11 protein-coding genes and 1 tRNA gene are annotated in these 14,185 nt (G+C 40.8%); 5 read left to right on the forward strand and 7 right to left on the reverse strand.

What is annotated here, in order from left to right; genetic code table 11:
* Positions 1–63 precede the first annotated feature (63 nt).
* The gene (locus HLH18_RS08430) at positions 64–2,337 is read left to right on the forward strand and encodes an NADP-dependent malic enzyme (RefSeq protein ID WP_131289855.1); all 2,274 of its coding nucleotides are present in this window, start codon (positions 64–66) and stop codon (positions 2,335–2,337) included.
* 87 nt (positions 2,338–2,424) lie between these two features.
* Complete coding sequence (locus tag HLH18_RS08435; RefSeq protein ID WP_171546474.1) at positions 2,425–3,660, forward strand: multifunctional CCA addition/repair protein; 1,236 nt, start codon at positions 2,425–2,427, stop codon at positions 3,658–3,660.
* Between the two features lie 164 nt (positions 3,661–3,824).
* Here HLH18_RS08435 and epmA read toward each other — a convergent pair whose 3' ends face one another.
* The 3 genes from epmA to HLH18_RS08450 form a co-directional block, all read right to left on the reverse strand.
* Positions 3,825–4,811, reverse strand: coding sequence for an EF-P lysine aminoacylase EpmA (gene epmA, locus HLH18_RS08440; protein WP_171546559.1), 987 nt, complete (start codon positions 4,809–4,811; stop codon positions 3,825–3,827).
* Positions 4,812–4,813: 2 nt separating this feature from the next.
* Positions 4,814–5,881 carry a 4-phosphoerythronate dehydrogenase gene (locus HLH18_RS08445; protein ID WP_171546475.1) on the reverse strand — a complete coding sequence of 356 codons (1,068 nt, stop codon included), beginning with the start codon at positions 5,879–5,881 and terminating at the stop codon, positions 4,814–4,816.
* A 415-nt stretch (positions 5,882–6,296) separates the two neighbouring features.
* Positions 6,297–7,520: an acyl-CoA dehydrogenase gene (locus HLH18_RS08450; protein WP_171546476.1), complete on the reverse strand. Its 1,224-nt coding sequence runs from the start codon at positions 7,518–7,520 to the stop codon at positions 6,297–6,299.
* Positions 7,521–7,768: 248 nt separating this feature from the next.
* Here HLH18_RS08450 and HLH18_RS08455 point away from each other — a divergent pair, with 248 nt between their 5' ends.
* A complete protein-coding gene (locus HLH18_RS08455) occupies positions 7,769–8,731 on the forward strand; it encodes a LysR substrate-binding domain-containing protein (protein ID WP_171546477.1) in 963 nt (320 codons plus the stop codon).
* Between the two features lie 330 nt (positions 8,732–9,061).
* Here HLH18_RS08455 and HLH18_RS08460 read toward each other — a convergent pair.
* Both HLH18_RS08460 and greB read right to left on the reverse strand, forming a co-directional pair.
* Positions 9,062–9,151: transfer RNA gene (locus tag HLH18_RS08460), tRNA-Ser, on the reverse strand.
* 90 nt (positions 9,152–9,241) lie between these two features.
* On the reverse strand, positions 9,242–9,736 hold the full coding sequence (gene greB / locus HLH18_RS08465; RefSeq protein WP_171542633.1) for a transcription elongation factor GreB: 495 nt from the start codon (positions 9,734–9,736) through the stop codon (positions 9,242–9,244).
* Between the two features lie 364 nt (positions 9,737–10,100).
* On the opposite strand from greB, the gene HLH18_RS08470 reads away from it, so the two are divergent.
* Positions 10,101–11,210: an MltF family protein gene (locus HLH18_RS08470; protein ID WP_171546478.1), complete on the forward strand. Its 1,110-nt coding sequence runs from the start codon at positions 10,101–10,103 to the stop codon at positions 11,208–11,210.
* A 74-nt stretch (positions 11,211–11,284) separates the two neighbouring features.
* On the opposite strand, the gene HLH18_RS08475 is transcribed toward HLH18_RS08470, so the two are convergent.
* Positions 11,285–11,668: an SCP2 sterol-binding domain-containing protein gene (locus HLH18_RS08475; RefSeq protein ID WP_131289872.1), complete on the reverse strand. Its 384-nt coding sequence runs from the start codon at positions 11,666–11,668 to the stop codon at positions 11,285–11,287.
* Between the two features lie 216 nt (positions 11,669–11,884).
* Positions 11,885–12,805, reverse strand: a complete 921-nt coding sequence (gene ttcA, locus HLH18_RS08480; protein WP_171528467.1) for a tRNA 2-thiocytidine(32) synthetase TtcA — start codon at positions 12,803–12,805, stop codon at positions 11,885–11,887.
* A gap of 500 nt (positions 12,806–13,305) precedes the next feature.
* Here ttcA and HLH18_RS08485 point away from each other — a divergent pair, with 500 nt between their 5' ends.
* On the forward strand, positions 13,306–14,169 hold the full coding sequence (locus HLH18_RS08485; RefSeq protein ID WP_171546479.1) for a lytic transglycosylase domain-containing protein: 864 nt from the start codon (positions 13,306–13,308) through the stop codon (positions 14,167–14,169).
* Positions 14,170–14,185 lie beyond the last annotated feature (16 nt).

The raw sequence follows: 14,185 nt of genomic DNA on the forward strand, positions 1-14,185 counted from the left end.
TGAATTAAGCAAAAAACCACCACCAGCTCGGGCTGGACAACTCAAGTAACAATAGAGATACAGATGGACGATCAATCATTAAAACAGCAAGCTTTGTACTACCACGAATATCCAACACCAGGGAAAATCAGTGTTACGCCAAGTAAACAGCTGGTCAACCAACATGACCTAGCGCTTGCTTACTCTCCAGGTGTCGCAGCACCATGTTTAGAGATTGAACGTGACCCATCAACTGCAGCACTTTACACTGCACGTGGCAACCTTGTTGCAGTGGTAAGTAATGGTACTGCGGTTTTAGGTCTAGGTAACATTGGTCCTTTAGCATCTAAACCGGTTATGGAAGGTAAAGGCGTACTGTTTAAAAAATTCGCGGGTGTAGATGTATTTGACCTCGAAATTGCTGAAAACGACCCAGACAAAATTGTTGAAATCGTGGCTGCATTAGAACCTACTTTTGGTGGTATTAACCTTGAAGATATCAAGGCACCAGAATGTTTCTACATCGAGAAAAAACTTCGTGAACGCATGAATATTCCTGTGTTCCATGATGATCAACACGGTACGTCTATCATTGTGGGTTCAGCTTTACTCAATGCTTTACAACTCACTGGCAAAAAAATTGAAGAGATTAAAATTGTCGCTTCAGGTGCTGGTGCAGCTGCATTGTCTTGTCTAGATTTGCTTTGTGCTTTAGGTGCAAACAAACAGAACATTACCGTTGCCGATTCACGCGGTTTGTTGACCACTAAACGTGACAATCTGGATGAATCGAAAAAACGTTATGTTCAAGATATTGAAGGCACGCAACTAGCAGATGTTATTGCGGGTGCGGATATGTTCTTGGGACTTTCAGCGGCAGGCATTTTAACCAAAGAAATGGTTAAAGTGATGGCTGAAAATCCAATCATTTTTGCTTTGGCAAACCCGGATCCAGAAATTCTGCCTGAACACGCGCATGAAGTTCGTCCTGATGTGATTATGGCAACGGGTCGTTCGGATTATCCAAACCAAGTAAACAATGCTCTTTGCTTCCCATATATCTTCCGTGGTGCTTTAGACGTTGGTGCAACCACCATTAATGAAGAAATGAAAATTGCCTGCGTACATGCAATTGCACGTATGGCACACATTGAAGCGGATGCAGCATCTTATGGTGAAAAAACTGCATCATTTGGTCGTGACTATTTAATCCCACGCCCGCTTGATCAACGTTTAATTCTTGAAATTGCCCCTGCTGTTGCCCAAGCTGCAATGGATTCGGGTGTAGCGACTCGTCCGATCGAAGACTTCTCTGCATATCGTCAAAAATTGTCTGAGTTCGTATACAACTCTGCATTTATGATGAAACCAATCTTTGCCCAAGCAAAAACAGCACCGAAGCGTATTGCTTATGCGGAAGGTGAAGATCTTCGTGTACTTCGTGCAGTTCAAATTGCGGTAGATGAAGGTTTAGCGTTCCCAATTCTTGTTGGTCGTACTGCTGTCATCGAAGCAAACATCAAAAAATTGGGCTTGCGTCTTGAACATGGCGTGAACATTGAAATTGTGGATCAAGAGAAAAATCCAGATTACGAATTTTTTGCGGATGATTACTACCAAATCATGCAGCGTAAAGGTGTAACGCCTGAATACGCTCACCGTGAAGCACGTCGTCGCTCTACCCTGATTGCTGCAATGTTAGTGAAACACGGTCATGCAGACGGTATGCTTTGTGGTACATATTCAAGCTATGACATTCACTTAGATTTCGTGAAAAACGTGATTGGCTTAAAAGAAGGTCGTAGCACATTCTTTACCCTCAATGCGTTAATGCTTCAAGATCGCAACCTGTTCATTGCCGACACTTATGTAAACACCAACCCAACGGCTGAACAGTTGGCTGAAATGACCATTTTGGCGGCTGAAGAAGTGCGTCGTTTTGGTGTGACTCCACGTATTGCGTTGTTATCGCATTCAAGCTTTGGTTCTGACCAAACCGATGCAAGCGCACAAAAAATGCGTAAAGTATTTGAAATTTTAAGTGAAATTGCACCTGAACTTGAAGTCGAAGGTGAAATGCACGGTGATGCTGCACTGGATGAAAATATTCGTCATTTTGCATTCCCGAACTCACGTTTCAAAGGTTCTGCAAACTTACTCATCATGCCAAACCTTGATGCAGCAAACATTTCATTTAACCTGTTGAAAGCGACTTCAGGTAACAATGTAACGATTGGCCCAATTTTGTTGGGTGCTGCAAAACCTGTGCATATCTTGACACCGACTGCAACAACACGTCGTGTGGTAAATATGACAGCGTTGACAGTTGCTGAAATTCAACAGTCACAAGAAGGCTAGTATTTAACTTTAGCAAAAAGCTAAGGTTCTTTACTTGAGAAAACCTCTATTCTGTAGCATGATTGCTTGAAGAATAGAGGTTTTTTCATGCGAGTTTATTTAGTAGGCGGTGCAGTACGTGATCACTTACTCGGTCACCCTTATCACGAAAAAGATTATGTGGTTGTTGGTGCAACACCTGAACAACTTCTTGCTCAGGGCTATCAGCCGGTAGGTAAAGATTTCCCTGTTTTTCTGCATCCCCAAACAAAAGAAGAATATGCTTTAGCCCGTACCGAGCGTAAATCCGGTCAGGGTTATCATGGCTTTGAATTTTATACAGATACAAGTGTAACCCTTGAAGAGGATCTGATCCGTCGTGACCTGACCATTAATGCGATGGCAATGGATGAAGATGGCAACGTTTACGACCCTTATAAGGGGCAGCAAGATCTAACAGATCGAATATTACGTCATGTATCCAATGCTTTTGTCGAAGATCCGCTACGCGTTTTACGTATCGCACGATTTGCAGCGCGTTATAAATCACTTGGGTTCACAGTGGCATCTGAAACTTTGGCATTGATGCAACAGTTGGCGGAATCGGGTGAATTACAGGCATTAACGCCTGAGCGGGTATGGAAAGAAACCTCTCGCGCCTTGATGGAAGATCATGCCGATGAATATTTCGAAACGCTACGTCGCTGTGGTGCGTTAAAAGTCCTGTTCCCGGAACTAGATGCTTTATACGGTATTCCGCAACGTCCTGAATATCATCCGGAAATTGATAGCGGTATTCATACCATGATGTCGCTACAACAAGCCTGTAAAGCCAATTATTCACTGGATGTACGCTTTGCCGTTCTGGTTCATGATTTAGGTAAGGCACTCACCCCAAGTGAGGAATTACCAAGACATATCATGCATGAAGAACGTGGTGTCAAACCGGTAACCGAAGTGTGTGATCGCCTCAAAGTGCCGACTAATACCAAGCAACTTGCCATTGCGGTATGTAAAGAACATTTAAAATGTCATCAAGCCTTAAGCTTAAAACCGGGGACTTTATGGCGCTTATTGCAACGATTGGATGTTTTGCGTCGCCCTGAACGCGTTGAAGCTTATGTTCAAGCCTGTGAATGTGATTCACGTGGCCGCCTTGGCCTGGAAGATCGTGAATATCCACAATCTCAATATGTACTAGATGCAATGGAAGTGGTTCGTGGCATTAAAGCGCAGGATTTACCCCCCGATATTAGTGGTCCTGATATCGGTGAAATGTTGATTCAACGGCGCATTCAAGCACTTGAAGAATTAAAAGCCCGACAGATTATTGCTACTGTATAGTTCATAAAAAAGCTTCTCGTTTGAGAAGCTTTTTTATTTTAATCCCTCTCCTTGCGTAGCAGTGCTAATCATCTTTAAAAAATAAAGAACTTACCCCTTCCTTTTTTAAAAGAAGGTTGGGAAGGATTTATAGGATTTTTTAGCAATACAATTTAGCAATACAATTAAGAAACATCTGCAGGGAAAGTAATCACTTTTTCAAGTTTCATCTGTTCAGTCACGACCATTAATAAACGATCAATCCCTAAAGCAATACCTGAACATTCAGTCATATGCGGTAAAGCTGCCAGTAGATATTCGTCAATCGGCATCACATGCAAGCCAAGCTTTTCACGTTCCAGATTATCGGCTTCAAAACGGGAACGTAAAACTGTGGCATCAATCAGTTCATCATAGGCATTGGCCAATTCCAAGCCTTCGATATAAAGCTCAAAACGCGCTGCAACCTGTTCACCCTCTTCATCGACTTTAACTTTGGCAAGCGATGCCATTTCAGGTGGGAAATCGGTTAAAAATACCGGAGTATCAAAGCCTAAACTCGGTTCAACCATATGTGAAAATAACAGGTCGATATAACCCAAGCGGTCATTACCCAAATCCAGATTTAAACCGACTCGGTTACAGCAGTCTTTGAGCTGTTTTAAGCTGGCTTGTAATGGGTTGAGATCCAGACGATCCATAAAGGCATGTTTGTAACTTAAAATAGTCGGACGGACTTCACCAAAACGCTGTGCCAAGGTCACATTCAGCAAGTCGGTGACTTCAAACATCAGTTCTTTCAAGCTTAAATTTGGACGGTACCATTCCAGCATAGTGAATTCACTATTGTGTTTGCGTCCATGTTCATCATCACGAAAGACTTTACAGATTTGGTAAATTGGACCACTGCCACTGGCCAATAATCGCTTCATGGCAAATTCAGGTGAAGTTTGCAGATAATGGGTGTGTTTGCGGCCACCGAGATGACGCTGAGCCTGAATAGATGCTAGATGCACATCGGTGACACCCGCTTGTGACAAGATTGGGGTTTCCACTTCAAGCACATCCCGTTCAGCAAAGAACTGACGGATTTGCGCATACATTTTGGCACGGGCTTGAATGGCTTTTAAGTCACAAGTCGGTTGATAATTGAGGGTTTCTGGATTCGCCATACTCATGCTTTCGGACCTCCGTGCGCTGCCCATTCACGGCGTAAGGGATAGGTTTTACGTAAATAATCAAAGGCTTTTTGATCCACCTTACCCTCTTTCAAACAGGCACGCAGGTTGGCATCGTCACGTGCAATATCATAAATATGAGCAAGATACTGTTTCAGGGCTTGTTTTAAATCTTGATCTTGAAAATATTGCTCGCAGACTGGTAATTGGGTTTCAAATTTTTTATCTGCAGTAAAATTAAAGGTTTTGCAGAAAGCATCGTAAATCATTTGCGTGCCTCGTGCTTTACCTTCCAGGCTATAGCCCGCAATATGCGGCGTTACCAACCGAATTAGATTTAAGAGTTGTTCTGAAATTTCAGGTTCATGTTCAAATACATCTAACACCACTGAACGTTTGGTCTGTTCAATATCCGCAATCAGTGCCGCTTCCTCAACCACTGGACCACGTGCTGAATTAATCAATATCGCTTCAGGTTTCATTTGTGCCAAAGCATCCGCATTGATCAAATGAAAAGTCGGATGATTCCCTGTTTTAGTTAAGGGAACATGCGTGGAAATGGCATCTGCTGTTTTTAATAATTCTTCTAATTCAACTTGCTGGATCTGTTCACGATTCACAAAAGGATCATGACCAATCACATTCCAACCTAACAATTTTGCCATATAGGCCAAACGTGAACCGACATTGCCTAAACCAATAATACCGAGGGTGAATTGTTCATTTTTCTCGATTAAATTGGGTTGTAAATATAACAGTGTGGTAATCACATATTCAGCTACCGCCTGAGCGTTACAACCTGCCGCATTAGACCATGCGATATGGTGTTTATCTAAAGCAGGAATATCCAAATGGTCGGTACCAATGGTGGCACTGCCGACAAATTTAAGTACGGTATTTTGAATCAGTTGTTCATTTACTTGGGTCACAGAACGAACCAGCAAGGCTTCCGCAGCCTGTACATCAGCATGGGTTAAAGTCCGCCCCGCTGCTTGCTGAATTTCTCCAAAATCTGCAAAGAAATATTCGGTAAAGGCCAGATTTTCATCTGCAACGATTTTCATAGCGCGTTCCAATGACATGAAGACCGCTATGATAACCCTTGGAGGCGAATCTGACTATGCACGTTAAGGAAGAAGCAAATGCTTAAAGCGATATAAATGAATGAATATCCAAAATTTTAAGATCTTTTGGATGGTAGTTTTCTGCTGAACGTTCCTGCTCCAGCCTGCATATCATTATTCATTTCCATATCCCTCATTTTCCCAAATGAGTCATTGGCAGCCCTATTATTTCTCTACATTTGCCTAAGGTTCTTTATTATTTTTCTAGCATTCCGTTTGAACTTTAAGCGTGCAAATGCACGGATTTACAAGAATATTTCACGATAAATCTTTTAATTAAAGTTAATTATTGATTTTTTGAGACGAAATATCTCTAGGATGTTCAAGAATGAACATCCTGAATTGACGAACTCAATTAATTACCGAATGCTGCAATACCAGTCTGTGCACGTCCTAAAATCAAGGCATGTACATCATGGGTACCTTCATAGGTATTTACCACTTCCAGATTAACCAGATGACGGGCTACACCAAATTCATCACTAATGCCATTTCCACCCAGCATGTCACGGGCCAAACGTGCAATATCCAAAGCTTTACCGCAGTTATTACGCTTAATTAAAGACGTACCTTCGACTGAAGCAATACCTTCATCTTTCATACGGCCAAAACGTAAGGCGACCTGTAAGCCCAAGGCAATTTCAGTTTGCATATCGGCCAGTTTTTTCTGAATCAACTGATTCGCAGCGAGTGGACGACCAAACTGTTTACGGTCCATGGTGTATTGATGCGCGGTATGCCAGCAGAATTCTGCTGCCCCCATCGCACCCCAGGCAATCCCGTAACGCGCACTGTTCAGGCAGGTAAACGGTCCTTTTAATCCACGGACTTCCGGAAAGGCATTTTCTTCAGGAACAAAGACATTATCCATCACAATTTCACCGGTGATCGAGGCACGCAAACCCACTTTACCGTGAATCGCAGGGGCTGAAAGCCCTTCCCAGCCTTTTTCCAAGATAAAGCCACGGATGTCACCGACATTACCTTCTTTCGATACTTCTTTGGCCCAGACTACAAAAACATCGGCAATCGGACTGTTGGTAATCCACATTTTTGCCCCAGTTAAACGGTAACCACCATCGACCTTTTTGGCACGGCTAATCATGTTACCTGGATCAGAGCCATGATCCGGTTCAGTCAAACCGAAGCATCCGATATATTCACCCGTTGCCAGTTTCGGTAAATATTTCTGCTTTTGTTCTTCAGAACCAAATTCATTAATTGGCACCATCACCAGCGAACTTTGTACACTGGCCATGGAACGGTAGCCTGAATCGACATATTCAATTTCACGGGCAACCAGACCATAGCTGACATAGTTCAGCCCTTCGCCACCGTATTGTTCAGGAATGGTGGGGCCAAGCAGCCCCAACTCACCCATCTCGCGGAAAATTGAAGTATCGGTTTTTTCATGACGGAATTGTTCCAATACACGAGGTTGTAAACGCTCTTGACAGTAAGCATGCGCAGAATCACGAATCATGCGCTCTTCTTCTGTGAGTTGCTGCTCAATTAAAAACGGGTCTTGCCAGTTGAATTGAACTTTTGCTGTTGTTTTCGTATTGATCATTTGATTCATCGCTTCTTCTGCTCGATATCATGTTCTATTTATCTGACTCGATGCTAGGGCGGAAAAATGATTCTTTCAAACGATAAATTTGCATGCAGATATACCATTTACGCATATCTTATTTTAAGTAGATAGATAACAATGGATTTGGAGACTGTATTTATCAGACATGATTCAATTTTTAGACTAAAGTTGAATAGGGTTCGCATCTTCATATGCCATTTTAAAATATCTGGTTCAGATAAAAGGATTTATCTATGCGTCGTCATATCCCATCATTACAAGGTTTGTTGTGTTTTGAGTCTGCGGCTAAACATGCCAGTTATACGCATGCCTCACAAGAACTGTGTATTACCCAAAGTGCTGTGTCACGGCAAATTCAACAACTCGAAGAATTCCTTAAACTTGAATTATTTACCCGTACCCGGCATGGCGTGGAACTCACCCTTGCAGGACAGCAGTATTACAGTCTGATCAAACCCTATTTATTGGGTCTGGAGCAAAGCACTTTAGATATCATGGCGCACAAAGGTCTAGGGGGAACACTAAAATTAGGTGTGGTTCCTACATTCGCCACTTGCTGGCTACTCCCCAAACTGCACCGCTTTAATGAAATTTATCCTGAAATTACCGTACATCTGGAAACCAGCACCAAACCCTTTCTGTTTAATGAAACCATCTTTGATGCCGCAATATATGCCGGAACACCACAACAAATTGCGCACTGGCCAGGCGTACAAACCCATTATCTAATGAAAGAAGACCTGATTGCGGTTTGCTCCCCTCAGCTTATTTTAAAAATTTTTCCGGATGCACAAAGGATTAATGAATATAGCTATGATTTAAGTCCTGAACAGCTCATCCAACTTCCGCTGTTACAACAAACCACCCGTCCGACCATTTGGCATGAATGGTTTAAAACCCATCAAATATTTCATCCAAAATCTTATGATGGTCATCGGCACGAACTGTTCTCTATGTTAGCGGTTGCAGCCAAGCAATCCATGGGCATGGCACTCATTCCACAAATACTGATTAACCCAGAATTACACAACAAAGAATTAGTCATTGCCTCAAGTAAAAAATTGGAAGGAAGCCGTTCTTATTATTTAGTTCATTCCAGTCAAGAATCCTCTCCTCTGATCCAAAAATTTATCGATTGGATTCAACAGGAATTGCTGCTTTCATCCACTCATAATGATAGAAATATAGAAGAATAAAATGACTCATCTCTATGCTTTTTTAGTTCAGCTGAGATCTCTATGATGAATTTAAATAGTGTTTTTAGGCTATTTATTTTTAATCCTAATAAAAGGTGTATTTGCACTGCGTGAAGCAATCTTACCTTCCGCAATCATTCGCAAATCTTAATAATCAACGCTCAATAAGTACCCGCTTAAAGAGTTTTATATTCAATCTTTTAAGTTATTTGTATCCACTGAATACGCACAAATTTATCCAATGTTCTTCTTTATTTAAATTTTAGTATTTTTTATGAATAAAAAATTTAGGCAATAAAAAACCCCGATCAATGATCGGGGTTTTGAATTTGGCGGAAGCGGTGAGATTCGAACTCACGGAGGACTCACACCCTCGTCGGTTTTCAAGACCGGTGCATTAAACCGCTCTGCCACGCTTCCAATGGCGGCTATGATATAAATAAAAATCCATCTTGGCAAATACTTTTATGCTTTTTTCTTACCGAGTGATTAAAATAAAATCAAAATAGATTAATTTGCTGAATTTTCAGGCTTTTCATAACGAATTTGATTGATATACCACTGTTTCTTGCCTAATGGGGTCAGTACCTCAACTTCATCATCAACTTGCTTTCCAAGTAAAGCGCGTGCCATGGGCGAATCAATTGAAATATGTTGTGGATGGTGATCATAAATTTCATCTACGCCGACAATACGTAAAGTTTTTTGTTCGCCTTCATCATTTTCAATATCCACCCAGGCACCGAAATATACTTTGCCCTCTTGCTCAGGCGAAAAATCAATAATTTTAAGCTCTTCTAAACGCTTACCCAAATAACGAACACGACGGTCAATCTTACGTAAAATTTGCTTGTTGTACTGGTAATCCGCATTTTCCGAACGATCGCCGAGACTCGCCGCCCAGTTCACTTTTCGGGTAATTTCTGGTCGTTCTTCATGCCACAAATGCTGTAATTCTGCGACCAGTTTGTCATGTCCAGAACGTGTAATTAAGTTAGATTTCATAGTATTTTTTGATGTTATGCTTACAATTTATTTACAAGAATGGGCTATTTTATCCGCTATTTACACACAACTAAAGTTTATAAAATTAATTCTTCAATTAAATTAATTCTTTATGTTACATATCTCTAAAAAGTTTAGTACAAAATTTGACAAGTTTATTTTTCACGCTTATTATTCGCGCATGTTTTTAAATCGCTTACTTTTTAATCTATGTAGAAATTCTACATTATTCTCCTTTTAATCTAATGTCATTTTGAATGACGTCATGACTGCCCAACCCTTATTGAATTTATCAAACTTGAAAAAGCTTGAGGCATGTGCGCCTTTGCTTTTTAGGGCATAAATTACTTGTAGCGGAGACAACATGCACAGTAGTTCAACTTCTGGGGTGAGGCTTTGCCTTAACTCTTTAAAATCTTCTTTCTCCTTAAAAATTCTTGCGTTCAGTACCCTGTTAATTCCGTTTCATAGTATTAATGCAAGTAAATCGTACCAATACGATTCTGTAGTCAACGGCAAGCAACTCACCGTTGTTTCAGTTGAAAATTCAACTACAGTATTTAAAGATGGCGCGCATCTACATGGGTTTGGTTATGACCTCGCGCGTAACTATGCCAACAGCTTAAACGTCAAACTGGTGTTTAAAACTGTGCCTGATAATGCAACTGCACTGAAATGGGTCTCGCAAGGTAAAGCCAATTTTGCCATGACCACAGCTGATGTCAGTTCAATTGAACAAAAGCGTCTGACTTCTTTTTCAGCAACCTGTGGTGATATCGGCAGCCTGCAACAAAATGGCTTAAATACAAACCTGAATTGGGTCTTTAAACATGCAGATGATCCACTGACACAAACCGCAAGTGGTTTTGTGTGTAAAGGGAAACAGTCCGGTTCGATTCGACAACTTGCATCATTTTATAATCAGAATGCTGTAAAAGAAGAATCATGGGATAGCATTCAGCGTGATTTAAATCAACGTATGCCTATTTATAAAGCCAGCTTTAAAAATACCGCTGCAAAATATGATTTAGATTGGCATCTATTGGCAGCCATTGGTTATCAGGAATCGTATCTGAAACCCAATTCTGTATCACCTACCGGTGTGCGTGGTTTGATGATGCTGACCAACAGTACCGCAAAAGCCATGGGTGTAAGTAACCGAACTGACCCGGCTCAAAGTATTGAAGGTGGCGCGAAATATTACGACCAGATGTTAAGTCGCTATGAAGATGTTCCCTTTCCTGACCGTAACTGGTATGCGCTTGTGGCCTATAATATGGGACCTGGTGCAGTCAATCAGATTCAGAAACGAATTCAGGCACAAGGTAAAAATCCAAATAACTGGGTCAATCTGTATAGTTATTTAGATCGTAACAAAGCCAGCAATGGTCGTTACCGTCAAGCAGTACAGTATGTAACGCGTATCCGCTCTTATTTAGAACATATTAAAACCACACAGTTAGTGAATATTTAATCTCTTCTAGATACAAAAAAAAGCTTACCCAAGGGTAAGCTTTTTTTATACTTAAAATGAATTAAGCAAAGTTCTTAAGTCGTTTGTTCAAGTACTTTCTTGAACAAATCTTTTTGTTCTTGGCTTGGCTTGGCCGTTTGTAAAGCCATCAATTGTGACATATCGCCTTGAACTTTAATTTTGCCGGTCATGAATGCCTGCATAGCAGCTGCCATATCAAATTCCAGGAACACTTTACGAAGGGTTTCACCATCCATGTTCAAAGTGGTTTTAGCATTTGGAGACAGACCTTTTTTGATTGCACCACCATCCAAAGACAACTCTGTATTGCCTTGTGAATCTGTAACGACTAAGTTAATTGCTAAATTTGCAAGTGCAGGTGCCAAGTTTAAGTCGCCCGCTTGAGCAGTTAAGCTTTCTACATTTGAAAACCAATCATCAGTTAAAAAGGTAGGCATGATCTTTCCTCAATTTATTCGTTCATTTGTGTCGCCTATCCAGACAACATCTTTGTGAAGCTATTTGTGCTTGACGCTTGTTATAGCATGTAAAATTGTTTTCTGCTTAACGTTTTTTGCACGACACGTTCAATTTTTATATTTTTAATACATTATTTAACTAAATCAAATATATAAAATAGACACCAATCCTAAAACCGGTGTCTACCGCAACCATTATTCAGCAGCAAAACCTAAATTCACCATATTGATGCGTTTGCTCTGTGGTTCATCTTCTGTTGAACAGCTACCGGTGAAATCAAGTTCACGTTGTTCATCTAAAGCTTCAAAGTCAAACAATTCACGATCGGCCAATTGTGAAGGCGATACGTTTTGCATGGCACCAAAAATACTATGTAAACGCTTCGGATATTGGGCATCCCATTCACGCAACATATTGTTGATCATCGCGCGCTGTAAATTTTCCTGTGAACCACACAAGTTACACGGAATAATCGGGAACTGACGCATTTCTGCATACTTGATGATGTCTTTTTCTTCCACATAAGCCAGTGGACGAATCAGGATATTCTTCTTGTCAGATGACAAAAGTTTTGGTGGCATGGCTTTCAAGCTGCCGCCATGAAACAGGTTCAAGAAAAAAGTCGCCATAATGTCATCACGGTGATGACCTAAAGCTACTTTAGTCGCGCCAATTTCTTGTGCAAAACCATATAACGAACCACGACGTAAACGCGAGCACACTGCACAATACGTTTTGCCTTCAGGGGTCAATTTTTTGGTAATGCTGTAGGTGTCTTTTTCCAGAATGTAATATGGAATGTTATTTTCTTCCAAATAACGTGGCAAGACATCTTCAGGGAAACCCGGCTGCTTTTGGTCAAGGTTCACCGCAACGACATCAAAGTTTATTGGTGCAATGCGTTTAAACTGCAACATAATGTCCAGCAAGGTATAACTGTCTTTACCACCAGAAATACATACCATCACCTTGTCACCTTCTTCGATCATTTTAAAATCACGAATGGCATGACCGACTTGGCGGCGAAGCTTTTTCAACAAACGGTAATATGCCGAACTTGTTGGCAGTTCTGGTTTGAAATTAAATCCTTGTTCGGACTCAACTGGCGAGTACATAGACGAGATTTACCCATAAATAAAAATACCGCGCAATTTTATCCGATTCAGCCTCACATCGCACCAAAAGAATGTAATTTCTGAAAATTGATTATTGTTGTCATTTTCATGTAATCAACCCCATGTTATTTTGGACGGTACAGTTCAAATTTTAGCCACAATGCTTACCAATTGTACTTTTCCACAGTTGTCCACAAAACCTGTGGATAACTTTGTGGATTTCAAAAGGCTTGACAAGGTGTCCGACCTATTATTTAAGGCTTCTATTTAAATTGATCATTTTTTGATCGATTTTATTTTAAATAAAAATCAACAACTTAATAGTGTCAAGTTATCCTGATTAAAAAAAAATTAAAATATTTTTTGATTACTATCTCTGCAATTAGCACTTGCTTTTTACAAACTTGCAGAGAAATTAGTTCCAGAATACTTTTAATTGTGTTTTTTTTTGTTAAACTCCTGTTGAACTGTCTGGAGCAGATTTTTTTCTATATAAAAAAATGAAAAATAACATTGTAAGCATGGGACTTTATTTTTTGGGGTGTGTAACAGTTGGTTCTGTTGCATCGACCAGTTATGCCGGTCAAACCATCTACCAGTTAAAAGAATCGAATGGCACCACCCTACTCACGAATAAAAAGGCTCGCTATAACCATCTAAAAGTGGAAAAAAAGACCTATTATCCGGACAGTAATATCCATAGTTATAGCAATTGGGGCAGCTCTGAAGCTTCGGTATTGCCTAGCTATAGCCGTAATAAAAATGCCTTTGACCCTATTATTAAACAAGCGGCGTCACAACATGGGATCTCTGAAGGCTTAATTAAAGCAGTCATGCATACTGAATCTGGGTTTAATGTCAATGCACGTTCACCTGTCGGTGCACAAGGACTGATGCAACTGATGCCTGCAACGGCGCGACGCTTTAATGTTTCCAATGCATTTGATCCCCACCAGAACATTATGGGTGGGGCAAAATATTTATCTTGGCTGATGAAACGTTTTAACGGCAATACTTCCCTAGTTTTAGCCAGCTATAATGCTGGTGAAGGCAATGTTGCAAAATATGGTGGCATCCCCCCGTTTAAAGAAACCCAAGATTATGTTAGACGGGTCAGCAGCCGTTATAGCAACTTATATTCCAATGGTCTGGGTAACAGCTCAAGTTCAACCAAACCGAGTTCTAATGCTGGAAAAATTGTTGCTCAATCCAACAATTATGAAACAGCCTCATCAGATGTAGCACCTCGTTACAGTTCGCAGCGTCAAATTATTATGGCATCCGATGGCAGCTTCACTGATGCTCCCGGCTCGTACACCACGGCACATGCCACAGCTACTGCGAAAATTTCAATTACAGACTAACAAAGTCATTTTTTGA

Source organism: Acinetobacter sp. ANC 5414 (assembly GCF_013004295.1).
Lineage (GTDB): Bacteria > Pseudomonadota > Gammaproteobacteria > Pseudomonadales > Moraxellaceae > Acinetobacter.

Bases quoted from the DNA above. Each gene is read 5' to 3' on its own strand.
- HLH18_RS08430 (WP_131289855.1), top strand. From the start codon at position 64: ATGGACGATCAATCATTAAAACAGCAAGCTTTGTACTACCACGAATAT.
- HLH18_RS08435 (WP_171546474.1), top strand. From the start codon at position 2,425: ATGCGAGTTTATTTAGTAGGCGGTGCAGTACGTGATCACTTACTCGGT.
- epmA (WP_171546559.1), bottom strand. From the start codon at position 4,811: ATGGCGAATCCAGAAACCCTCAATTATCAACCGACTTGTGACTTAAAA.
- HLH18_RS08445 (WP_171546475.1), bottom strand. From the start codon at position 5,881: ATGAAAATCGTTGCAGATGAAAATCTGGCCTTTACCGAATATTTCTTT.
- HLH18_RS08450 (WP_171546476.1), bottom strand. From the start codon at position 7,520: ATGAATCAAATGATCAATACGAAAACAACAGCAAAAGTTCAATTCAAC.
- HLH18_RS08455 (WP_171546477.1), top strand. From the start codon at position 7,769: ATGCGTCGTCATATCCCATCATTACAAGGTTTGTTGTGTTTTGAGTCT.
- greB (WP_171542633.1), bottom strand. From the start codon at position 9,736: ATGAAATCTAACTTAATTACACGTTCTGGACATGACAAACTGGTCGCA.
- HLH18_RS08470 (WP_171546478.1), top strand. From the start codon at position 10,101: ATGCACAGTAGTTCAACTTCTGGGGTGAGGCTTTGCCTTAACTCTTTA.
- HLH18_RS08475 (WP_131289872.1), bottom strand. From the start codon at position 11,668: ATGCCTACCTTTTTAACTGATGATTGGTTTTCAAATGTAGAAAGCTTA.
- ttcA (WP_171528467.1), bottom strand. From the start codon at position 12,805: ATGTACTCGCCAGTTGAGTCCGAACAAGGATTTAATTTCAAACCAGAA.
- HLH18_RS08485 (WP_171546479.1), top strand. From the start codon at position 13,306: ATGAAAAATAACATTGTAAGCATGGGACTTTATTTTTTGGGGTGTGTA.